At 61.1% G+C, this 22,769-nt stretch carries 18 protein-coding genes and 4 tRNA genes; 3 read left to right on the plus strand and 19 right to left on the minus strand.

Annotated elements, in window-relative coordinates; all coding sequences use genetic code 11:
• Positions 1-146: 146 nt before the first annotated feature.
• The 9 genes from CAF73_RS19035 to leuC all read right to left on the minus strand — a co-directional run bounded on the left by CAF73_RS19035 (position 147) and on the right by leuC (position 11,169).
• Positions 147-761 carry a phosphoribosylanthranilate isomerase gene (locus tag CAF73_RS19035; RefSeq protein WP_085701263.1) on the minus strand — a complete coding sequence of 205 codons (615 nt, stop codon included), beginning with the start codon at positions 759-761 and terminating at the stop codon, positions 147-149.
• 64 nt (positions 762-825) lie between these two features.
• On the minus strand, positions 826-1,650 hold the full coding sequence (truA, locus tag CAF73_RS19040) for a tRNA pseudouridine(38-40) synthase TruA (RefSeq protein WP_085701264.1): 825 nt from the start codon (positions 1,648-1,650) through the stop codon (positions 826-828).
• Between the two features lie 150 nt (positions 1,651-1,800).
• The gene (locus tag CAF73_RS19045; RefSeq protein ID WP_085703502.1) at positions 1,801-4,449 is read right to left on the minus strand and encodes a FimV/HubP family polar landmark protein; all 2,649 of its coding nucleotides are present in this window, start codon (positions 4,447-4,449) and stop codon (positions 1,801-1,803) included.
• 209 nt (positions 4,450-4,658) lie between these two features.
• Positions 4,659-5,669, minus strand: coding sequence for an aspartate-semialdehyde dehydrogenase (locus tag CAF73_RS19050; RefSeq protein ID WP_085701266.1), 1,011 nt, complete (start codon positions 5,667-5,669; stop codon positions 4,659-4,661).
• Positions 5,670-5,863: 194 nt separating this feature from the next.
• Positions 5,864-6,976, minus strand: a complete 1,113-nt coding sequence (gene asd, locus CAF73_RS19055) for an aspartate-semialdehyde dehydrogenase (RefSeq protein WP_011333354.1) — start codon at positions 6,974-6,976, stop codon at positions 5,864-5,866.
• 66 nt (positions 6,977-7,042) lie between these two features.
• Entirely contained in the window at positions 7,043-8,125 is a 1,083-nt protein-coding gene (gene leuB / locus CAF73_RS19060; protein ID WP_085701267.1) for a 3-isopropylmalate dehydrogenase, read from the minus strand.
• Positions 8,126-8,194: 69 nt separating this feature from the next.
• Entirely contained in the window at positions 8,195-8,959 is a 765-nt protein-coding gene (locus tag CAF73_RS19065) for a class I SAM-dependent methyltransferase (RefSeq protein ID WP_085701268.1), read from the minus strand.
• 136 nt (positions 8,960-9,095) lie between these two features.
• Positions 9,096-9,740 (minus strand): 3-isopropylmalate dehydratase small subunit, encoded by a 645-nt coding sequence (gene leuD / locus CAF73_RS19070; RefSeq protein ID WP_085701269.1) that lies wholly within the window; start codon positions 9,738-9,740, stop codon positions 9,096-9,098.
• A gap of 10 nt (positions 9,741-9,750) precedes the next feature.
• Complete coding sequence (gene leuC / locus CAF73_RS19075; protein ID WP_074687686.1) at positions 9,751-11,169, minus strand: 3-isopropylmalate dehydratase large subunit; 1,419 nt, start codon at positions 11,167-11,169, stop codon at positions 9,751-9,753.
• Between the two features lie 140 nt (positions 11,170-11,309).
• Here leuC and CAF73_RS19080 point away from each other — a divergent pair, with 140 nt between their 5' ends.
• Together CAF73_RS19080 and CAF73_RS19085 are read left to right on the plus strand one after the other, a co-directional pair.
• A complete protein-coding gene (locus CAF73_RS19080; RefSeq protein ID WP_085701270.1) occupies positions 11,310-12,200 on the plus strand; it encodes a LysR family transcriptional regulator in 891 nt (296 codons plus the stop codon).
• 68 nt (positions 12,201-12,268) lie between these two features.
• On the plus strand, positions 12,269-15,547 hold the full coding sequence (locus CAF73_RS19085; protein WP_085703503.1) for a PAS domain S-box protein: 3,279 nt from the start codon (positions 12,269-12,271) through the stop codon (positions 15,545-15,547).
• 46 nt (positions 15,548-15,593) lie between these two features.
• Here CAF73_RS19085 and CAF73_RS19090 read toward each other — a convergent pair whose 3' ends face one another.
• The 10 genes from CAF73_RS19090 to gltX all read right to left on the minus strand — a co-directional run bounded on the left by CAF73_RS19090 (position 15,594) and on the right by gltX (position 21,447).
• Complete coding sequence (locus CAF73_RS19090; RefSeq protein ID WP_065261390.1) at positions 15,594-16,037, minus strand: Hsp20 family protein; 444 nt, start codon at positions 16,035-16,037, stop codon at positions 15,594-15,596.
• Positions 16,038-16,158: 121 nt separating this feature from the next.
• Positions 16,159-17,118, minus strand: a complete 960-nt coding sequence (locus CAF73_RS19095; protein ID WP_085703504.1) for a tRNA-dihydrouridine synthase — start codon at positions 17,116-17,118, stop codon at positions 16,159-16,161.
• A gap of 35 nt (positions 17,119-17,153) precedes the next feature.
• Positions 17,154-17,615 carry a thioesterase family protein gene (locus tag CAF73_RS19100; RefSeq protein ID WP_011333342.1) on the minus strand — a complete coding sequence of 154 codons (462 nt, stop codon included), beginning with the start codon at positions 17,613-17,615 and terminating at the stop codon, positions 17,154-17,156.
• A gap of 47 nt (positions 17,616-17,662) precedes the next feature.
• The gene (locus CAF73_RS19105) at positions 17,663-18,496 is read right to left on the minus strand and encodes an alpha/beta fold hydrolase (protein ID WP_085700162.1); all 834 of its coding nucleotides are present in this window, start codon (positions 18,494-18,496) and stop codon (positions 17,663-17,665) included.
• Positions 18,497-18,526: 30 nt separating this feature from the next.
• Positions 18,527-19,066 (minus strand): TetR/AcrR family transcriptional regulator, encoded by a 540-nt coding sequence (locus tag CAF73_RS19110; RefSeq protein WP_011333341.1) that lies wholly within the window; start codon positions 19,064-19,066, stop codon positions 18,527-18,529.
• Positions 19,067-19,249: 183 nt separating this feature from the next.
• Positions 19,250-19,325, minus strand: a tRNA-Glu gene (locus CAF73_RS19115).
• Positions 19,326-19,403: 78 nt separating this feature from the next.
• Positions 19,404-19,479 (minus strand) — tRNA-Ala (locus CAF73_RS19120).
• Between the two features lie 53 nt (positions 19,480-19,532).
• A tRNA-Glu gene (locus tag CAF73_RS19125) sits at positions 19,533-19,608 on the minus strand.
• A gap of 79 nt (positions 19,609-19,687) precedes the next feature.
• Positions 19,688-19,763, minus strand: a tRNA-Ala gene (locus CAF73_RS19130).
• A gap of 202 nt (positions 19,764-19,965) precedes the next feature.
• Positions 19,966-21,447: a glutamate--tRNA ligase gene (gene gltX / locus CAF73_RS19135; protein ID WP_085700163.1), complete on the minus strand. Its 1,482-nt coding sequence runs from the start codon at positions 21,445-21,447 to the stop codon at positions 19,966-19,968.
• Positions 21,448-21,677: 230 nt separating this feature from the next.
• On the opposite strand from gltX, the gene CAF73_RS19140 reads away from it, so the two are divergent.
• Positions 21,678-22,727: an HlyD family secretion protein gene (locus CAF73_RS19140; RefSeq protein WP_085703505.1), complete on the plus strand. Its 1,050-nt coding sequence runs from the start codon at positions 21,678-21,680 to the stop codon at positions 22,725-22,727.
• Positions 22,728-22,769 lie beyond the last annotated feature (42 nt).

Consider the following 22,769-nt stretch of genomic DNA (forward strand, 5'->3'; position numbering starts at 1 on the left):
CCCGCGTATGCCCTTCAGCTAAATTCATGTGTGGCGATGATCGTCCGGGCTGCCGGGTCAGCGGAACTGACCTGCGTACACCCCGAAAAGACCCTCAGCCTCTTTTCTACAGAGCTGTGGACGGCGGCAGTCTGCCAGCCGTCACATCAGCGTACGGCGTTGATGAATGCACGAATCTTTGCGTGATCCTTGATGCCCTTGCTCGCCTCCACCCCACCGCTGACATCCACCGCATACGGCCGCACCCGGGCGACCGCATCGGCGACGTTCTCCGGCGTCAGGCCGCCGGCCAGAATCAACGGCTTGCTCAAGCCTTGCGGAATCAATGACCAGTCAAACGCTTCGCCGGTTCCGCCGGGCACGCCTTCGACATAAGTGTCGAGCAGCACGCCGCTGGCACTCGGGTAGGCATCGCAGGCGGCGGCAATGTCATCGCCCGCCTTGACCCGCAAGGCCTTGATGTATGGCCGGTGCCAGCCTTCACACTCGGCGGCGGTTTCGTCGCCGTGGAACTGCAGCAGATCCAGCGGCACGGCATCGAGGATTTCCCCAAGCTCGCAGCGGCTGGCATTGACGAACAGCCCGACCGTGGTCACGAACGGCGGCAAGGCGGCGATGATCGCCCGCGCCTGCTGCACGGTCACCGCCCGGGGACTTTTGGCGTAGAACACAAATCCGATGGCATCGGCCCCGGCCTCGACGGCTGCCAACGCATCTTCCATGCGGGTAATCCCGCAAATCTTGCTGCGAACGGCTGACATGTCGATAAAAACCCCAAGGCAAACCCGAGAAAGTCCCGGATGGTAACAAATGCGTTCGAGGGCGTCAGCCGTCAAGTTCCGAGAAACCCGTAAGGAAATGTGGCCCGATGAAACGCTCGGGCAACGGGAACTCGTCGTGGTACTCGACCTGCACCAGATACAGACCGAACGGATGCGCCGTGACGCCGCCGGAACGCCGCTCGCGACTCTCCAGCACTTCTTTCATCCACTCCACCGGCCGCTCGCCCGCACCGATGGTCATCAGCACGCCGGCGATGTTGCGAACCATGTGGTGCAGGAACGCGTTAGCGCGGATATCCAGAACGATCATTTTGCCGTGACGGGTCACGCGCAAGTGATGCATCTTCTTGATCGGCGACTTGGCCTGGCACTGGCCAGCACGGAAGGCACTGAAATCATGGGTACCGATCAGGTACTGCGCGGCTTCGGCCATGCGTTCGACGTCCAGCGGACGGTGATTCCAGGTGATCTCTTCGTTGAGATGCGCCGGGCGGATCTGATCGTTGTAGATCACGTAGCGATAGCGTCGGGCAATTGCCTTGAATCGCGCATGGAAATGCGCCGGCATGACCTTCGCCCAACTGACGCTGATGTCGTGGGGCAGATTGATGTTGGCGCCCATGACCCAGGCCTTCAGCGAGCGGTCGACCCGGGTATCGAAATGCACCACTTGCCCGCAGGCATGCACACCGGCGTCAGTGCGCCCGGCGCATTGCAGCGAGATCGGCGAATCGGCGACCTTCGACAGGGCGTTTTCCAGGGTTTCCTGCACGGTGAGCACACCGGTGGACTGGCGCTGCCAGCCGCTGTAGCGCGAGCCCTTGTATTCAACGCCCAGCGCGACGCGGAAAAAGCCTTCGGGGGCCATTTCGGCGGCCGGGTTATCTATGTTTGCCAAGTCGGTACAGCCTGCTGATCTACAAAGGCGGGCATTATAAGGCGGCGGGACGGGGAAACCAGACCCAAACAAAAACGGCAGCCTCATGGGCTGCCGTTTTGTTTAGTGCTGAATGCCGACTCAGGCCAGATGCGAGAGCATTTCGCTCGCTTCGCTCTTCTGCTTGTCGTTCCCCTCGCTGATGACTTCATTGAGGATATCCCGTGCACCGTCGTTGTCGCCCATGTCGATGTAGGCCTGAGCCAGATCGAGTTTGGTAGCGGCTTCGTCGGTGCCGGACAGGAAGTCGAAGTCATCCTCACCCAGATCATCGCCCAACGCGGCATCAGCTTCGGTGAAGCTTGGCTCGTTGATGCTACTCGACAGGCGATCCAGCTCGGCGTTGACGTCGTCCAGTTCGGCGGCGAACGCATCCGGCTCGGCAGGCGCCGCGTCCATTTCGTCAGCCAGAGACAGGTCGAAATCGGCTGGCAGTTCCAGATCGTCCTGCGGCACGTCGGCCACGGCCGGGGTGTCGACCAGCGGCAGATCCTTCACGCCTTCGTCCAGATCCAGCAGGAAATCATCGTCCGCCAGCTCGACCGGCGTAGGCGCAGGATCGGCACCGAGGTCCAGATCCAGGTCGAAGTCCGACAGGTCGTCGAGGTTTTCCTTGATGTCGGTCTGCTGTTGCAGAACCGACTCGAAGCTCAAATCGTCGTCAGTCGGGAATGCGTCCAGCTCGACCGGCGCTTCCGGCTCGACAGCAGCCACAGGTTCTACCGGCGTGATGTTGTCGAGATCGTCGAGGCTCAGGTCGAAAGCGCTGTCCAGTTCGTTATCTGCCGCAGCAGGCGCTTCAGGCTCATCGAGCAACAGCTCCTTGACGTATTCCGCGTCCAGCTCGGCAGCAATGGCCGCTGCTGCCAGGCCGCTGGCCGCGACGACCGCCATGGCCGGGAAGCGGCTTTTCAGCTCTTCGACCTTGGCGAAGTTGTCGCCATTGGCAACCAGTTGGCGCTCCTGACCGACGAAGGCATCGCGATCACCCTGGCGACCGTAAACTTCCATCAGTTTCAGACGCAGATCGCTGCGCTGCGGCTCCAGGCTCACGCCCTCCTCCAGCAACGCGGCGGCCTGGTTCAGACGACCGCCGTCGATGTGCGACTGCGCCTTGTCCAGCACGTCGTCGGAACGCTCGGCAGCCGGCGCCACCAACGGCGCGGCGATCGGCTCGGCCATTACCACCGGAGCAACCACGGCAGCGGCAGCAGGTGCCGGAGCCGGAGCCGGAGCCGGAGCCGGGGTCAGCTTGACGCTGGCGGCTGGTACTTCCAGACCTTCGAAGCTGCTTTCCGGCAGGTCGAAGTCCTGGGAGAAGGATTGTTCCTCCAGAGCACGGGCCATACGCAAGTGCTTTTCGGCTTCCTGTTGCGCCTTGCGGCGACGCGCCAGCAGCAACAGCAGGAGCAGCAGAACCACTGCACCGCCACCAACCAGACCCAGCAGGATCGGATTGGTCAGCAGTTCATTGAAGTTCTTCTCGTCATCGGCGGCGGGCGTGGTTTCAACCACAGGCTCGACAACCGGCTCGACCGGGGCCGGAGCAGCAGCCTCAGGCACAGGCGCGGCCGGAGCAGCCTCTGCCGGAGTTGCCGGCGGCGTGGCAGCCAGTTCCGCGGTGATCGCCGGCACCACTGGCGCAGTGGCAGCGCCGGCAGTGGCAGCGCCCGAGCCTTCGGCCTGCATTTTCGCCAGTTGATTGTTCTTCAGCTCGATCAGGCGCTGCAGCTTGTCCAGCTGACTTTGCAGATCGGCCATGCGGCTTTTCAGTTCTTCGTTGTCGCGACGGGTGGTGTCGAGACTTTCCTGGGTCACCGCCAGTTTGTTGCTCAGGGCCTTGGCATCGCCGGCCGGCCCCTTGCCACGCGCCTTGGCGCTTTCGGCGGACACCAGGCTCAGGTTGTCCTTGGTGTTTTGCGCAGCGCCGGTATTGGCGCGACCACGATTGGTCGCATCGAGCTGCTGCTGACCGGTGCCCGGCCTGGCCGCATAACGACGGCCCTGACGCCAGGCTTCGTTCTGCGCGGCCACTTCGGCAATGGCCTTGGATTGCGGTAGCGCAGTGCTTTGCACCTGATCCGGCAGACGCAGCACCTGACCGGTTTTCAGGCGGTTGATGTTGCCGTCGATGAACGCGTCCGGGTTCAGGGCCTGGATCGCCAGCATGGTCTGCTGCACCGAACCGCCGTTGCGCGCCTTGGCGGCGATTTCCCACAGGGTGTCGCGCGGCGTGGTGGTGTGGGTCGAATGCGTGGCACCGGTGGTCGGTGCGGTGATGGTTTGCGCTGGCGCCGGTTGAGCGGCAGCATCAGCGGTCTGCGGCGAGAACTTCGACGGATCCAGCAGGACGCTGTAGTCACGCAGCAGACGGCCGTTTGGCCACATCACCTGCACGAGGAATTTCACCATCGGTTCCGACAGCGGCTTGCTCGACGTTACGCGCAGCACGCTTTTGCCGCTGGCGTTGAGCACCGGGGTGAAGGTCAGATCATTGAGGAAGGCCTGGCGATCGACGCCGGCCTTGGCGAAATCTTCCGGCGAGGCCAGGCTCGGCACCACTTCGGCAGCGGTCAGATCCTTGACATCGAGCAGCTCGATTTCCGCCACCAGCGGCTGGTTCAGGGTCGACTTCAGGGTCAGCTCCCCGAGCCCGAGGGCATGCGCCATACCGGAGGACAGCGCCGAGGCGGCCGCTATTGCTAACACCAGTTTGCGAACTTGAACCATAGCCTCTTCCTTTGTTTGAACGTTCCTCGGCCAGCGAGAAGATGTTGATTGTCGCTGCCGTAAGGCATTGCGCGCGACGACGACAGCATGCCGCGCGCGATCATTTCTTTGATGCCCCGGAAAGTCCCGGAGGGTGACACGTCATCGAGTGCTCGGGGCAAGCATAGCGCTCACCTAGAATCAGTCGACAAATTGTTGCCAAGTATCTTTTACAGCAGGTCTTTTATCAACAACTCGGCGACCTGCACGGCGTTGAGGGCCGCACCCTTGCGTACGTTATCTGACGTCAGCCACAGATTAAGTTCCGACGGCTCGTCGACACCGGCGCGCACCCGCCCGACATAGACCACGTCCTGCCCGACCGCATCACCGACAGCAGTCGGATAATCGCCGGCCTCCACCAGCTCGATACCCTCGGCATCTTCAAGCGCAGCATTGACCTTTTCCAGGTCGACCGCGCTCGCTGACTGCAAGGTCACGCTAAAGCTATCGCCAAAAAACACCGGGGCTTGAATGCAAGTCGCGGAAATCTTTAAAGAAGGCTGCGCCAGCACCTGACGCAGTTCGCGCACCAGGCGCTTTTCCAGCAGCGTATGGCCTTGCGCATCCGGCGTACCGACCTGGGCCAGTACGTTGAATGCCACCTGCCGATCAAAGAATTTCGGCTCCAGCGGACGCAGATTCAACAGTTCAGCGGTCTGGCGCGCCAGCTCGGAGACTGCTTCGCGCCCCTGAGCGGAAATGGCCAGACTGGCGGTGACATGCACGTATTGCAGCTCGATCAGCTCGCGCAATGGCGCCAGCACCACGGCCAGCGCAGTGGCCGACGGGCTCGGGCTGCTGACCTGAAACGGCGCTTTCAGACCGGCCAACACCTCGACATTGGCTTCCGGCACCACTTGCGGGGCCTGGTCGGCCGGCAAGGCACCGGACAGATCGATCAGCGAACAACCCGCGGCATGAGCGCGAGCCGCGTAACTCAGGGTGACCGCAGGCCCCGCGGTAAAGAAAACCAGTTTGACCTTGGCGAAGTCGAACTCATCGACCTCACGCACCCGCACGTTCTTGCCACGATACGACACTGAGCTGCCAGCCGATTCGCTGCTGGCCAACAGATGCAGTGTGCCAACCGGGAAGTCGCGCTCTTCGAGAATCTGCACAAGCGTTTCGCCGACAGTACCGGTGGCGCCGATCACGGCAATATCAAGGGTCTGGGTCATGTTGCTACCTCTGGCGAAACGGGGGGAGCGGCACTTTACCGGGTGAGTCGCACACAGGCAATTCGCGCCCGCCGCGAAGAGCGGACGCGGAGCGTCCATGGCTGCATTTCCCACACAGAGCGTGGGAACGATCAACAGGTACAAAAAAACCCGCGCCTCTTGCAAGGCGCGGGTTCTTTCATTGCGTCAAGCGATCAACGCTCCAGCAGGATCCGCAGCATGCGACGCAGCGGCTCGGCAGCGCCCCACAGCAACTGGTCGCCGACGGTGAACGCGCCAACGAACTGCGAACCCATGTTCAGCTTGCGCAAACGACCGACCGGTACGTTCAGCGTGCCGGTGACTTTCGTCGGGCTCAGCTCCTGCATGCTGATTTCACGGTTGTTCGGCACCAGCTTGACCCAAGGGTTGTGCTGGCTGATCAACCCTTCGATGTCGGCGATCGGCACATCCTTGTTCAGCTTGATGGTCAGCGCCTGGCTGTGGCAACGCATGGCGCCGATGCGCACGCAGATGCCGTCGACCGGGATCGGGCTCTTGAAGCGGCCGAGGATCTTGTTGGTTTCGGCCTGGGCCTTCCACTCTTCACGACTCTGGCCGTTCGGCAGTTCCTTGTCGATCCAAGGGATCAGGCTGCCGGCCAGCGGCACGCCGAAGTTTTCGGTCGGGTATGCGTCGCTGCGCATGGCTTCGGCCACACGACGGTCGATGTCGAGAATCGCGCTGGCCGGATCGGCCAGTTGATCGGCGACAGCGGCGTGGGTCGCCCCCATCTGCTTGATCAGTTCACGCATGTTCTGCGCGCCGGCACCCGAGGCCGCCTGATAGGTCATGGCGCTCATCCACTCGACCAGACCGGCCTCGAACAGGCCGCCCAGGCCCATCAGCATCAGGCTGACGGTGCAGTTGCCGCCGATGTAGTTCTTGGTGCCCGCGTCGAGCTGCTGGTCGATGACCTTGCGGTTGACCGGGTCGAGGATGATGACGGCGTCGTCGTTCATCCGCAGGCTCGAGGCCGCGTCGATCCAGTAACCCTGCCAGCCGGCTTCGCGCAGCTTGGGGAATACTTCGCTGGTGTAGTCGCCGCCCTGGCAGGTCAGGATCACGTCGAGGGTCTTCAGCTCTTCAATGCTGTAAGCGTCCTTGAGCGGAGCAATGTCCTTGCCCACGGACGGGCCTTGGCCACCGACATTGGAAGTGGTGAAAAACACCGGCTCGATAAGATCGAAATCCTGCTCTTCCAGCATCCGCTGCATGAGCACGGAACCGACCATGCCGCGCCAACCGATCAGACCTACACGTTTCATCGCAACTACACCTTCTTGAAAAGTGGGCCGCTGCTTTGTATTGAATTTCGCAGCGGGCCCGAGAGATTACAGATTCCGCAGCGCGGCGACTACTGCGTCACCCATTTCCTGCGTACCGACTTTAGTGCAACCGGTCGAAAAGATGTCGCCGGTGCGCAGGCCTTGATCCAGCACCACGCTGACCGCTTTCTCGATGGCATCCGCCGCTTCGTGCAGATTGAAGCTGTAACGCAGCATCATCGACACCGACAGGATGGTCGCCAGCGGGTTGGCGATGCCTTGGCCGGCGATGTCCGGTGCCGAACCGTGGCAAGGCTCGTACATGCCCTTGTTGTTGGCATCCAGCGAGGCCGACGGCAGCATGCCGATGGAGCCGGTGAGCATCGACGCTTCGTCGGACAGAATGTCGCCGAACATGTTGTCGGTGACGATCACGTCGAACTGCTTCGGTGCGCGCACCAGTTGCATGGCGGCGTTGTCGACGTACATGTGACTCAGTTCGACTTCAGGGTAATCCTTGGCCACCTGCTCGACCACTTCACGCCACAACTGGCTGGACGCCAGCACGTTGGCCTTGTCCACCGAGCACAGCTTCTTGCCGCGGACCATGGCCATGTCGAAACCGACACGGGCGATGCGGCGGATTTCGCTTTCGCTGTACGGCAGCGTGTCGTAGGACTGGCGCTCGCCGTTTTCCAGGGTACGAGTGCCGCGCGGCGCACCGAAATAGATGCCGCCGGTCAGCTCACGGACGATCAGGATGTCCAGGCCGGAAACGATTTCCGGTTTCAGGCTCGAAGCGTCAGCCAGTTGCGGGTAAAGGATCGCCGGACGCAGGTTGCCGAACAGGCCCAGTTGCGCACGGATTTTCAGCAGGCCGCGCTCGGGGCGGATGTCACGCTCGATGGTGTCCCATTTCGGGCCGCCCACGGCGCCCAGCAGCACGGCATCGGCAGCGCGAGCGCGATCGAGCGTTTCGTCGGCCAGCGGCACGCCGTGCTTGTCGATGGCGGCGCCACCGATCACGTCATGGCTCAGCTCGAAACCCAGGCTGTACTTGTCGTTGGCCAGCTCCAGCACCTTGACCGCTTCGGCCATGATTTCCGGACCAATACCGTCGCCTGGGAGAATCAGAATCTGCTTGCTCATGCTTTCCTCGTGTCTTCAATCGGTGCCCCATCGACTGGCGCGCCCGGAAAAATGCTTGTCGTTCTAAGTTTATTTCTCGGCCCAGAGCACCAGTACATCTGTACTGAACGATCCATCAGCCTCAATCTCAAAATATTCGCGCACTTCGTTGCCCATCGATTGCTGCAACTGGCGGATCGCGGCGCGCATCACTTCTGGCGTGCGCATGCGCTCGACCCAACTGCTGTACTCCAGACGCAGGCGCTGACGCGTGGTGCTGCGTGTGTGCAGACCGGCCTCGCTGACCTGGCGCAACCACTCACCGGCCGAATAATCGCGCACATGACTGGTGTCGCGCAGCACTTCGACGCTCTGCAGATAGGTGTCGAACAGCGGACTGCCCGGCGACAGCACATCAATGAATGCCGCCACGCCGCCCGGTTTCAGCACCCGGCGCACTTCGCGCAAGGCCACGCCGAGGTCGCTCCAGTGGTGCGCCGAATAGCGGCTGAACACGAAGTCGAATTCGCCATCGGCAAACGGCAGACGCTCGGCGGCGCCGTTGACCGTGGACACGTTGCTCAATCCGCGATCAACGGCAGCGGCGGCGACCACGTCGAGCATCTGCTGCGACAGGTCGTACGCGACCACTTCCTTCACCAACGGAGCAACGTGAAAACTCACGTGCCCGGCGCCGCAACCCAGATCCAGCACCCGCGCCTCGCCCTGCCCCGCCAGCTCAGCCTGCAGCAGCGCAAATTCAGTGCCTTGAGCGTGAACGGCGCTGCTCAGGTAGGCGGCGGCCTGCTCACCGAATTGCTTTTGTACAACCTGACTGTGGGCGGTGCTGGTCATGGTCACATCCTGATTCCTATGTTGTTTGAACTGCCCTTTTCGCGAGCAAGCTCGCTCCCACAGGGGAATGCACTTCAAATGTGGGAGCGGGCTTGCCCGCGAAGGGGCCAGCCCTGACTACATCATCTCGAATCAATCACGCGTCGCGGAACAACCACGGCTGGCTCGCGCGATGCCGGGCTTCAAACGCGGCAATGGCATCGCCGTCCTGCAGGGTCAGGCCGATGTCGTCCAGGCCATTGAGCAGGCAGTGTTTGCGGAAGGCATCGATCTCGAAGCGATAGACCTTGCCGTTCGGGCTGGTCACGGTCTGTTCTTGCAGATCGATCTGCAACTGATAGCCCGGCTCGGCCTCGACCTGCTTGAACAGCTCGTCGACCTCTGCGTCGCTCAGGATGATCGGCAGCAAACCGTTCTTGAAGCTGTTGTTGAAGAAGATGTCGGCGTAGCTCGGCGCGATGATGCTGCGGAACCCGTATTCTTCCAGCGCCCACGGCGCGTGCTCACGGCTGGAACCGCAACCGAAGTTCTCGCGGGCCAGCAACACGCTGGCGCCTTGATAACGCTCGGCGTTGAGCACGAATTCCTTGTTCAGCGGGCGCTTGGAGTTGTCCTGATACGGCTGCCCCACATCGAGATAACGCCATTCGTCGAACAGGTTCGGGCCGAAGCCGGTGCGCTTGATCGATTTCAAGAACTGCTTCGGGATGATCTGGTCGGTGTCGACGTTGGCACGATCCAGAGGCGCGACAAGGCCGGTGTGCTGGGTAAAAGCTTTCATGCTGCGCTCCTCAGATCAATTCACGAACGTCGATGAAACGACCGTTCACCGCCGCCGCAGCGGCCATGGCCGGGCTGACGAGGTGGGTACGGCCACCGGCGCCCTGACGGCCTTCGAAGTTACGGTTGGAGGTCGACGCACAGTGCTCGCCGGACTCCAAACGGTCCGGGTTCATCGCCAGGCACATCGAGCAACCCGGCTCGCGCCACTCGAAACCGGCTTCCAGGAAAATCTTGTCCAGACCTTCGGCTTCAGCCTGTGCCTTCACCAGACCCGAACCCGGCACCACGATGGCCTGTTTGATGGTCGACGCAACTTTGCGGCCCTTGGCGATCACCGCGGCAGCGCGCAAATCTTCGATGCGCGAGTTGGTGCAGGAGCCGATGAATACGCGATCGAGCTGAATATCTGTGATCGCCTGATTGGCGGTCAAACCCATGTATTTCAAGGCACGGACGATCGAGTCGCGTTTGACCAGATCCATTTCCTTGGCCGGGTCCGGCACGTTCTGATCAACGGCCAAGACCATTTCCGGCGAAGTGCCCCAGCTGACCTGCGGCTTGATCTGCGCGGCGTCGAGCTCGACCACGGTGTCAAAATGCGCGTCGGCGTCGGACACCAGATCTTTCCAGGACTCGACCGCCAGATCCCACTCGGCGCCTTTCGGTGCGAACGGACGACCCTTGACGTAATCCACCGTCTTCTGGTCCGCCGCTACCAGACCCACGCGGGCGCCGGCTTCGATGGACATGTTGCAGATGGTCATGCGGCCTTCGATCGACAGATCACGGATCGCGCTGCCGGCGAACTCGATGGCATGGCCATTACCGCCAGCCGTGCCGATCTTGCCAATGACGGCGAGGACGATGTCCTTGGCGGTCACGCCGAACGGCAACTGGCCTTCGACGCGCACCAGCATGTTCTTCATTTTCTTGGCGACCAGGCACTGGGTGGCGAGTACGTGCTCGACCTCGGAAGTGCCAATACCGTGAGCCAGGGCGCCGAACGCGCCGTGAGTCGAGGTGTGCGAGTCGCCGCAGACCACGGTCATGCCCGGCAAGGTCGCGCCCTGCTCCGGGCTGATCACGTGGACAATGCCCTGTCGCACGTCATTCATCTTGAACTCGACGATGCCGTATTCATCGCAGTTGTCATCGAGGGTCTGAACCTGCAAACGCGAGACCTGGTCGGCAATGGCTTCGATGCCGCCCTTGCGCTCCGGGGTGGTCGGTACGTTGTGGTCCGGGGTGGCGATGTTGGCATCGATGCGCCACGGCTTGCGCCCGGCCAGACGCAAGCCTTCGAAGGCCTGCGGCGAGGTCACTTCGTGAATGATGTGACGATCGATATAGATCAGCGCCGAGCCATCGTCGCGCTGCTTGACCAAATGCGAATCCCAGAGCTTGTCGTAGAGCGTTTTGCCGGCCATCAGACGGTTCCTCATCAGCTTGTTTCTATGCCCTGGGCTTATCAATAACCCTTTGGCTTGTGAGGCCGATCCTATGGGGTTAGATTAAATAACTCAAATTCATATTTTTTATGCTTTGGATAACCAGCTGGAATACAAACATGGACCTGGCCAACCTCAATGCTTTTATCGCGATTGCAGAAACCGGAAGCTTCTCCGGCGCCGGTGAACGCCTGCACCTGACGCAACCGGCCATCAGCAAACGCATCGCCGGGCTGGAGCAGCAATTGAATGTGCGACTGTTCGACCGGCTCGGTCGTGAAGTGGGCCTGACCGAGGCCGGCCGGGCCCTGTTGCCACGGGCTTATCAGATTCTCAACGTGCTGGACGACACGCGCCGCGCCCTGACCAACCTGACCGGCGAAGTCACGGGCCGCCTGACCCTGGCCACCAGTCACCACATCGGTCTGCACCGCTTGCCGCCCTTATTAAGGGAATACACTCGCCGCTACCCACAGGTTGCGTTGGATATTCAGTTCCTCGATTCGGAAGTGGCCTACGAAGAGATTCTTCACGGCCGGGCGGAACTGGCGGTCATCACGCTCGCGCCGGAACCACATACGCTGGTCAAGGCCACGCCGGTCTGGGATGACCCGCTGGATTTCGTGGTCGCCCCCGAACATTCATTGATCAGCAACGGCGCCGTCACATTGGCGGACATTGCCGGTCATCCGGCAGTTTTCCCCGGCGGCAACACCTTCACCCACCATATTGTCCAACGGCTGTTCGAGGCTCAGGGCCTGACGCCGAACATCGCGATGAGCACCAACTACCTGGAAACCATCAAGATGATGGTGTCGATCGGCCTGGCGTGGAGCGTTTTGCCGCGCACGATGCTCGATGAACAGGTGGCGCGCATACCTTTACCGGGCATACAGCTCCGTCGCCAGCTAGGCTATATCCTGCACACTGAAAGGACGCTGTCGAATGCTGCACGGGCATTTATGGCCCTGCTGGACGCTCAAATCGATCTGCCAGGGACTCTCGGCTAACTTGTGCTACTCCTATAGAGCTGCCGTCCCTGTGCCAAACGCCCACATCAGCTCAAGGCCCCTTAACAATGCCGAAATCTGTTGACCGTATTCCGCCGATGCCGCGTATTCAGGCCATTGATCCACGGCGTTCCGAGCAGAGCTGGGAGAGCGCGCCGCAATTGCTCGCGGCGCTCAACGGCGCTCGGCTTGGCGCCTGGTATTGGGATATCGAGCGCGGGCAGATCAGTTGGTCGCGCGGCACTCAGGCCCTGTTCGGCTTCGACCCGCGGCAACCGCTGCCCGAAGACCTGGAATACCTCGACTTGTTGCCGCCGGAAGACCGGGCGAAAACCATTCGCGCCTTCCACGCGGTCATCGCCGGCGCGCCGCTGGAACAGGCGATGCACCACCGCATCCGCTGGCCCGACGGCAGCCTGCACTGGCTGGAAATCAACGGCAGCCTGCTGCCGGACAAACACGGCCGGCCCCGAATGATCGGGGTCATCCGCGAAATCACCCACCAAAGGCAAAGGGAACAGGCGCTCAGCAGCTCTGAAAAACGTTTCGCCACGCTGTTTCACCTGTGCCCGAACATGGTGCTGCTGACCCGTCAGGAGGACGGCCTGATCAGCGAGGCCAACCAGTATTTCGAAAGCTTGTTCGGCTGGCCGGTGCAGAGCGCCATCGGTCGCACCACCCTGGAGCTGGGCCTGTGGGTCCATCCCGAACAACGGGCGGAGCTGGTCAAGAAGACCAAGGCCAAGGGCGAACTGATCAGCATGGAGGTGCAGTTCCGCGCCAGCAACGGCCAGATCCACGACGGCATCCTCAGCGCGCAAAAGGTCGAACTCGAAGGCCAGCCGTACCTGCTCAGCACCTTTCTCGACACCACCGAACGCAAGGCCGCCGAGCATGCCCTGAAGGACAGTCAGGAACGCCTCGACCTGGCGCTGGATTCGGCACAGCTCGGCACCTGGGACTGGCACATTCCCAGCGGCATGCTCTACGGCTCGGCCCGGGCCGCGCAATTGCACGGTCTTGAGCCGAAACCATTTCATGAATCGTTCGAAGAATTCTTCGAGGGCGTCCCCGGCGAAGAGCGCGACAGCATGCGCGACGCCTATCGCAGCCTGCGCGAAGGCCCGGCGGGCAATTATCAGCTGACTTACCGCGTGCAACTGCCGGATGGCAGCTCGCGCTACCTGGAAAGCCGCGCCCGCCTCTATCGCGACGACAACGGCGTACCGCTGCGGATGGCCGGCACCCTGCTGGACATCACCGATCAGGTCGAGCGCGAACAACGACTGGTGGCTTCGGAAGAGAAATTCGCCACGCTGTTCCAGGTCAGTCCCGACCCGATATGCGTGACGCGCCAGGAAACCGGGGAATTCATCGAGATCAATTCCAGCTTTTCCCAGACTTTCGGCTGGAGCGCCAGCGATGTGATCGGCCATACCGCCGAAGAAATCGGCCTGTGGGACGCCTCGGCGAAAAGTCTGCAACGCATCGAACGGGTGATCCGCGAACAGGGCCTGAGCAATGTCGCGATCATCGTCCAGCACAAAGACGGCCAGTCGCTGACCTGCGTGATTTCCAGCCGCCAGATCAGCGTTGGCAACCAGCCGTGCATCGTCACCACATTGCGCGACATTACTCAGCAACAGCGCTCGGAAGCGGCACTCAAGGCCAGTGAAGAGAAATTCGCCAAGGCGTTTCACTCAAGCCCCGACGCCATCACCATCACCGAACGCGACACCGGGCGCTATCTGGAGGTCAATGACGGTTTCTGCCGCCTGACCGGTTACCGCGCCGACGAAGTGGTGGGTAAAACCGTGTATCAGATCGGCATCTGGGCCGAGGAAAAACAGCGTTCGGCGTTGCTCGCCGAACTTCAGATCAAAGGCCGCGTGCATCATCAGGAAATGCTCGGGCGCAACAAGCGCGGCGAGATACTGACGGTGGAAGTCTCGGTCGAACCGATCACCCTCAATGAAACCGCCTGCCTGTTGCTCACGGCCCGGGATGTCAGCCTGCTGAAGAACGCCGAGGCGCAGATCCGCCACCTGGCCTATCACGATCCGCTGACCAACCTGCCCAACCGCGCGCTGCTGATGGATCGACTGAGCCAGCAGATCGCCCTGCTCAAGCGCCACAACCTGCGAGGCGCGCTGCTGTTTCTCGATCTGGATCACTTCAAGCACATCAACGACTCACTGGGTCACCCGGTCGGCGACACCGTGCTGAAAATCATCACCGCGCGGCTTGAAGCCAGCGTACGCATGGAAGACACCGTGGCGCGGCTCGGTGGCGATGAATTCGTGGTGCTGCTCAGCGGCCTGGAAGGCACGCGTAATGAAGTCAGCGCCCAGGTGCGCGAGCTGGCCGACACCATTCGCGAGTTGCTGTCGGAGCCGATGTTCCTCGACGGCCAGCGCCTGCAAGTGACGCCGAGCATCGGCGTGGCGCTGATTCCCGATCACGGCTCGACGCCGACCGATCTGCTCAAACGTGCCGACATTGCGCTGTACCGCGCCAAGGATTCCGGACGAAATACCACGCAGATGTACCACAACACCATGCAGAAAGCGGCCAGCGAACGGCTGCGTATGGAGACCGACCTGCGCCTGGCGCTGTCCCGGGGGGAATTCGACGTTCATTACCAACCGCAGATCGACGCCCGGGACAATCGCATCATCGGCGCTGAAGCCCTGGTGCGCTGGAACCACCCGGAACTCGGCGCGCAATCGCCCGCCGAATTCATCAAGGTCCTGGAGGACAGCGGGCTGATTCTGGAGGTCGGCACCTGGATCCTCGATGAGGCGTGCGAAGCTTTCAAGCAATTGATCGCCGAACAGCTGATCGATCCTCTGGCCTTCACCCTGTGCGTGAACATCAGCCCCCGGCAGTTCCGCCAGAACGACTTCGTCGAGCGCATCGAGCACAGCATGAGCAGCCACGGCCTGCCCTGCTCACTGCTGAAACTGGAAATTACCGAAGGCATCGTCATCCAGAACCTGGAAGACACCATCAGCAAAATGCGTCGCCTGAAAAAACTCGGCGTGAGCTTTGCCATGGACGATTTCGGCACCGGCTATTCATCGCTGACCTACCTGAAGCGATTGCCGGTGGACACGCTGAAGATCGATCAATCGTTTATCCGTGACGCCACCAGCGACCCCAACGACGCCGAAATCATCCGCGCCATTGTCGCCATGGCCCGCAGCCTGGAACTGGAAGTGATCGCCGAAGGCGTGGAAACCCCGGAACAGCTGGCCTTCCTGCAGGGGCTGGGTTGCCATTTGTATCAGGGTTATCTGCACAGCCGGCCGTTGCCGCTGGAGGGGTTGAAAGGATTGCTGGAATGACGGGCACAAAAAAGGGCGCCTTTCGGCGCCCTTCTTCCCGGTCGGCTTATTGCAGGACCGGCTTCTCCGCCCCGTTGATCGGGATGCGCTTGGCTTTCGCTTCTTCCGGGATCACTCGCAGCAGGTCAATGCTCAACAGACCGTTACGCAGGTCGGCAGCCTTGATCTCGATGTGATCGGCCAGGCGGAAGGACAGCTTGAATGCACGTTGGGCGATGCCCTGGTGCAGGAAAGTGACACCTTCGTTCGCGTCACGCTTGCCGCCACTGATGGTCAGCACACCTTTCTCGACTTGCAGTTCCAGGTCTTCTTCCTGGAAACCGGCCGCCGCCACGACGATGCGGTATTGATCGTCACCGTGTTTTTCGACGTTGTAAGGAGGATAGCTGCTGCCTGGCTCGTTGCGCAGGGCGGTTTCGAACAGGTCGTTGAAACGGTCGAAACCTACCGAGGAACGGAACAGTGGAGCGAGGGAAAATGCAGTACTCATGGTTCAAATCTCCTGAAAACAATCAGCAAGTTTTTTTGTCTCCGCGACCCGAATTCGGCATCGCGTAACCCTTAGATAGGGACCTGCATTTTGTTTTCAAGAGACGATTTGAAGATTTTTTTCAGGCCGCTTCGGCGACCGGCAAGCCCAGCAAACGCGAGACCTGATCCGGTTCGGTTTCGCGGCGAAGCACGGTAAACAGCTCGGTGGCTTCGGAATAATTGCGGGTCAGCATCGCCAGCCATTGCTTCAGGCGGCCCGGCGATTGACGCGCGGTCATCTGTGCCTTGGCTTGCAGCCAGAAGTCCTGGATCAGCGGCAGCAGCTCGGCCCAGGTCATCTCGACGACTTCCTCGCCGGCACGAGCGGCGGCGATCTGACGGGCCAGATCCGGACGCGACACCAGGCCACGACCGAGCATGATGTCTTCGACACCGCTGATTTCCCGGCAGCGACGCCAGTCTTCGACGCTCCAGATGTCGCCATTGGCAAACACCGGCACCTTGACCACGTCCTGCACACGCGGAATCCACTCCCAATGCGCCGGCGGTTTGTAGCCGTCCATCTTGGTCCGGGCGTGAACCACGATGTGCTCGGCACCGCCCTCGGCCAGCGCCGTGGCGCATACCAGCGAACCATCGGGGCTGTCGAAACCCAGGCGCATCTTGGCAGTGACCGGAATGTGCGCAGGGACAGCGCGACGGACGTGCTCGACGATCTGGTTGAGCAGTTCCGGCTCCTTGAGCAGAACCGCACCGCCACGGGACTTGTTGACGGTCTTGGCGGGGCAGCCGAAGTTCAGGTCAATCACCTCAGAACCCAACTCGCAGGCCAGTGCCGCGTTTTCCGCCAGGCACACCGGATCGGAACCCAGCAACTGCACGCGCAGTGGCACGCCGGAAGCCGTGCGCGCACCGTTGAGCAGTTCGGGGCCGAACTTGTGGAAATAGGCCGGGGTCAGCAACTGATCGTTGACCCGGATGAACTCGGTCACACACCAGTCAATACCGCCGACACGGGTCAGGACATCGCGCAGGATGTCGTCGACCAACCCTTCCATCGGCGCCAGAGCAATTTGCATGGGAAACACACACTCAAGGAAAAACGTGCGGCAGTTTACTGGGTTTCGCGGGTTAAACCCATGTCCGCTGTCTGGATGGCCGGGCCGTAGCCTTCGATGAACTCGGCGGGCATGCGCTTGGGCCTGCCGGTCGACAGCTCAATGCAGACGAAGGTGGTCTGGGCGCGCAGCAGCGTGGCGTTGTCGCTAGGGCGAATCAACTGGAAGTGACGGGTCATTTTCAGGCGCTGATCCCAATCGACGATCCAGGTCGCCAGTTGCAGCTCGTCGCCTTCGTAGGCAGCCGCCAGGTAATCGATTTCGTGTCGTACAACGGCCATTGCCCGATCCAGACGCCGGTACTCGACCAGATCCAGACCCAGGCGCTGCGAGTGGCGCCAGGCGCAGCGCTCGAGCCAGGTCACGTACACCGCGTTGTTGGCGTGGCCCAGCCCGTCGATGTCCTCGGCGCCCACTTGCAGATCAATGGTAAACGGCGTCGCCCGATCCCAGCCCATGCCCTACTCCCGGTCAGATTATTCAAACGGGGCAGTGTAACGGATGACTACGCCGATTGCCGCGCCTGAAGGCTTCGCCCGGCCAGCAGTGATAACACACCATCAATCACCCGAGGGTCGGCCAGCACTCGCTGATGGCCGCCGGTTTCCAGACGCAGCAAGCGGCTGTCGAACCAGGATTCGTGGATCAGTCGGGATTCCTTGACCGGGACGAAAGTGTCGTCCTCGGCATGTACGATCAGGCCTGGCATATCCAGTTGATAGTGGGCGACATCGAGCGTGGCTGCGCGCATGCCAACGTCCTGCTCGACTTGACGAATGAACGCGGAACGAGCTCTGGGTGGCATACCGACGTAGCGGGCGAATCCGCGCAAAACACCAAGGATTCGCGCCGGAGCGGCGATGCTCACCAGGGTTTCAGTGCGCAAGCCCAATTGCACGGCGAGCATGGCGCTGGCACCACCCATGGAGTGGCCAATGACCGCTTGCAACGGTGGCAACTCTGCAGCGGCCTCAAGCATCGCACGAGCGAACAACACCACATTGGCTTCGCGCCCCGGCGAGCGGCCGTGGGCCGGGCCATCCAGCGCGACAACGGTGTAACCCGCTTCAACCAGCGCCGTGATCAACGCGGCAAACTGGGTGGGCCGCCCTTCCCAGCCGTGCATCAGCAAGACAGTCGGGCCTTGCCCCCAACGCAGGGCCGAGAGACCGAAACGCAACGTGATGCGCTCGGATTTCTCCAGCAGCGGCAATTCCCAGTCCCGCGGCGCATTCGCGCGCGGCGTCATGAACGCCAGCCGCATTTTGCTCGCCACCAGTTTCGGTGCAAACCAGCCCAAGGTGCCATTAACGCCACGAACCCACTTCAACGTGCTCATCGCTCTCTCCTCGGGCTTGTAGCCTTCAGGTCAACGCACCGCCGACTTGGCGGCACGCAGCAATCGATCGGATAAATCCCCAGGACCCAACGCCCTCGCGAGCGCCAGACCACCTACCATCAAGGCCACGTCGGCCAACGCTTTATCGGTGTCTTCCGGCGTTGCGGCCAACTGCGCAATCATCAATTCCAGGTGTTCGTTCAATGCGATCCGGAACGCTTCTGGCAGACGGCCCAGCTCACCAATGGAGGCCGGAATCGGGCACGCCGAATCGCTGGAATCGCGATGTTTGCGCGACAGGTAGAACGCAGCCACCAGGGCGCGGCGCTCTTCACCGGTCAGCTCGCTGTCCATGTCGGCAATCAGGTCGCGACGGCGACCGAGCAATTGCTTGAACGCCTCGAGCATCATTGCGTCCTTGCTTTCGAAGTGCGCGTAGAAGCCACCGACGGTCAGGCCGGCAGCACCCATCACTTCGCCCACGCTCGGTTCAGCGGGGCCGCGCTGGATCAGTGCAGCGCTGGCGGCCTTGAGAATGCGTTCGCGGGTTTGAGCTTTCTTGTCGTTCATCGTCGCCTCCGAATATTACGATAGCAATATTATTCTCATAATAATATTCCGCAAGTCACACGCGTGACCGCTGGTCTGAAGCACAGTGTTAAGGAAAAAGAGGATTTGGCCAAACGCCAGACAAACAAAAGGGCCATTCAATAATTGAATGACCCTTATAAAATCCCGCAAAGCGGGTAATCGTGGCGTCCCCTAGGGGACTCGAACCCCTGTTACCGCCGTGAAAGGGCGGTGTCCTAGGCCACTAGACGAAGGGGACACAAACCTTCTATACAACTGATCAGCGCTGAGTACTGATCGATTCAAGGCCGGTGTGGCCAGACCTTGAACTGTAAATTGGTGGAGCTAAGCGGGATCGAACCGCTGACCTCCTGCATGCCATGCAGGCGCTCTCCCAGCTGAGCTATAGCCCCGAATTTTTCGCCTCTCGGCGGAGCGACATCTTGCAACATCGCTTCTGTAAAACTGGCGTCCCCTAGGGGACTCGAACCCCTGTTACCGCCGTGAAAGGGCGGTGTCCTAGGCCACTAGACGAAGGGGACGCAAACCCTTCTATACAACTGATCAACGCTGAGTGTTGATCGCTTCGAAGCCGGTGTGGCCAGGCTTCGAAGTGTAAATTGGTGGAGCTAGACGGGATCGAACCGTCGACCTCTTGCATGCCATGCAAGCGCTCTCCCAGCTGAGCTATAGCCCCTCATCGTTGATGTCATCGCTGAGGACGGGGCGAATCTTAAGGGCGTATCGAAAGGCTGTCAAACTTATTTTTGAAAAATTTCAAAATTTTTTGTCGGCATAACAATCACTTACCATCCTCCCCCCATAAATTCGGGAGAAAACGCCGAAGGACGGGATCAAAAGATCCTGACCTGCGGCGCATCCTGCAGAGTCAAACCCAATCAGGCGATGGCGCCCAACAGCTTTTCCCACTCTTTGTTTTCTTTCTTCGACACGCCGCCCAGCAGGTCAATCGCCTGGCGCAGACGGAAACGGGTCAGGTCCGGCCCGAGGATTTCCATCGCATCAAGCACCGACACCGAGCTCGCCTGACCGGTGATCGCCGCAAACATCAGCGGCATCGCATCACGCAGCTTCAGCTCGAGGGATTCGACCACCGCCTGAATCGTCGCGGTGATGCTGTCCTTCTCCCACTGACGCAGGCTTTCCAGTTTCCACAGGATCAATTGCATCAGTTGACGAACCTGATCACCCGAGAGCTTTTTCGACTCGAACAGCTTGGCATCCGGATTCACGCCACCGGCGAAGAAGAATCCGGCCAGTGGTGCAACCTGGCTGAAAGTTTCGACACGGCCCTGAACGTGCGGCGCGATCTTCATCATGTATTCGGAGTTGAACGCCCACTTCTGTACGCGAGCGGCAAACTCTTCCACCGGCAGGTCACGCAGCCACTGGCCGTTGAGCCACGACAGCTTCTCGATGTCGAAAATCGGCCCGCCCAGCGACACACGCTTGAGGTCGAAGTTGTCGACCATTTCCTGCAGCGAGAACTTCTCGCGCTCGTCCGGCATCGACCAGCCCATGCGGCCCAGGTAGTTGAGCATCGCTTCCGGCATGAAGCCCATGCGCTCGTAGAACGTCACCGACGTCGGGTTCTTGCGCTTGGACAGCTTGCTCTTGTCCGGGTTACGCAGCAGCGGCATGTAGCACAGCTGCGGTTGTTCCCAACCGAAGTATTCATAGAGCAGGATCAGTTTCGGCGCCGACGGCAGCCATTCCTCACCGCGCAGCACGTGGGTGATGCCCATCAGGTGATCGTCGACCACGTTGGCCAGGAAGTACGTCGGCAGGCCGTCGGTCTTCATCAGCACCTGCATGTCCATGCGATCCCACGGGATCTCGACGTCGCCACGCAGCATGTCCGGCACCACGCAGACGCCTTCGGTCGGCACTTTCATGCGGATCACGTGGGGTTCGCCGGCAGCCAGGCGACGGGCGACTTCTTCTTTGGACAGCAGCAGTGCACGGCCGTCGTAACGCGGGGTTTCGCCGCGCGCCATTTGCTCGGCGCGCATCTGGTCCAGCTCTTCGGCGGTGCAGAAGCACGGGAAGGCGTGGCCCATGTCGACCAGTTGCTGGCAGTACTTCTGGTAGATATCGCCGCGCTCGCTTTGACGGTAAGGACCGTGCGGGCCGCCGACGTCCGGGCCTTCGCTCCAGTCGATACCCAGCCAGCGCAAAGCGTCGAAGATCTGCTGTTCGGACTCGCGGGTCGAACGCAACTGATCGGTGTCTTCGATCCGCAGGATGAACTCACCGCCGTGCTGCTTGGCAAAGCAGTAGTTGAACAGTGCGATGTAAGCGGTACCTACGTGGGGATCCCCGGTAGGCGATGGCGCGATGCGAGTGCGGACGGTGGTCATGGCATGTCTCGAAAAGAATGAAAAGCAAAGAACAATCAAGCGGCGAATGGTAACAGGCGACACCCGCCCCGCTCCAGCGGGCAGGGCATTTAAGCCAAGGTTGCGTCTGGAACGCCCGTTGGCCGTGATGAATGGCCGATTATCAACAGACGGCATTTACCGCTCATCGGCTGTATGCCAGATTCGCCTGCTGATAACTTTCCTTACAATTCCTCGACTACAGTTTGCCCATGCCTGCCCAACTCAAGCGTCGCCTGTTCATTTTCCTGTTGCTGGTCCTGTTGATTGCCGGGGGCTTTTTCGCCCATTGGTTTTTCAAGGGCCGCTTTTATGAAAGCACCGACAACGCCTATGTCCAGGGTGAAATCACCCGTGTGTCGAGCCAGTTGAGCGCGCGTATCGACGAAGTGCTGGTGCAGGACAATCAGCACGTGGAAAAAGGCCAATTGCTGATCCGTCTCGAAGGCGATGACTTTCGCCTTGCCGTCGATCGGGCCAACGCCGCCCTCGCCACCCGCGAGGCCGAGCGTCTGCAAGCCCAGAGCAAACTGACCCAGCAAGCCAGCCTGATCGCCGCCAGCGACGCACAAGTGGCCACCACCCAGGCGACACTCGGCCGCTCGCAGGTGGATTTGTCGCGGGCAGAAACCCTGCGCAAACCCGGCTACGTTTCCGAGGAGCGTGTCACCACCCTTTCTGCCGAAGCCCACATCGCCCGCTCGCAAGTGGCCAAGGCGCAAGCCGATGCCCAGAGCCAGCGCCAGCAGGTCAATGCACTGACCGCCGAAGTCAAACGCCTCGACGCGCAGATCGCCAACGCCCGCGCCGACCTTGCCCAGGCCGAACTGAACCTGACCCGCAGCGAAATCCACGCACCGATCAGCGGCCTGATCGGCCAGCGCGCCGCCCGCAACGGGCAAGTTGTGCAGGCCGGCGCCTATCTTTTGTCGATCGTTCCGGACGAAGACATCTGGGTCCAGGCCAACTTCAAGGAAACCCAGATCGGCCACATGCAACCGGGCCAGAAGGCCGAACTGCTCTTCGACGCCTATGGTGATACGCCGATTGAAGCCCGGGTCGACAGCCTGTTCGCCGCCTCCGGCGCGCAGTTCAGCCTGTTGCCGCCGGACAACGCCACCGGCAACTTCACCAAGGTCGTGCAGCGGATTCCGGTCAAGCTGACCTTCAAGGCGGATAACCCGCTGCACGGTAAGATCCGTCCGGGCATGTCCGTCACCGCCACCGTGAACATCAAAGACGCCTCTGACAATGGCCGGTGATTCACTGATCCGCCCGGTCGGCGAACCGACCCGGCGGGACTG

Source organism: Pseudomonas sp. B15(2017), from assembly GCF_002113215.1.
GTDB lineage: Bacteria > Pseudomonadota > Gammaproteobacteria > Pseudomonadales > Pseudomonadaceae > Aquipseudomonas.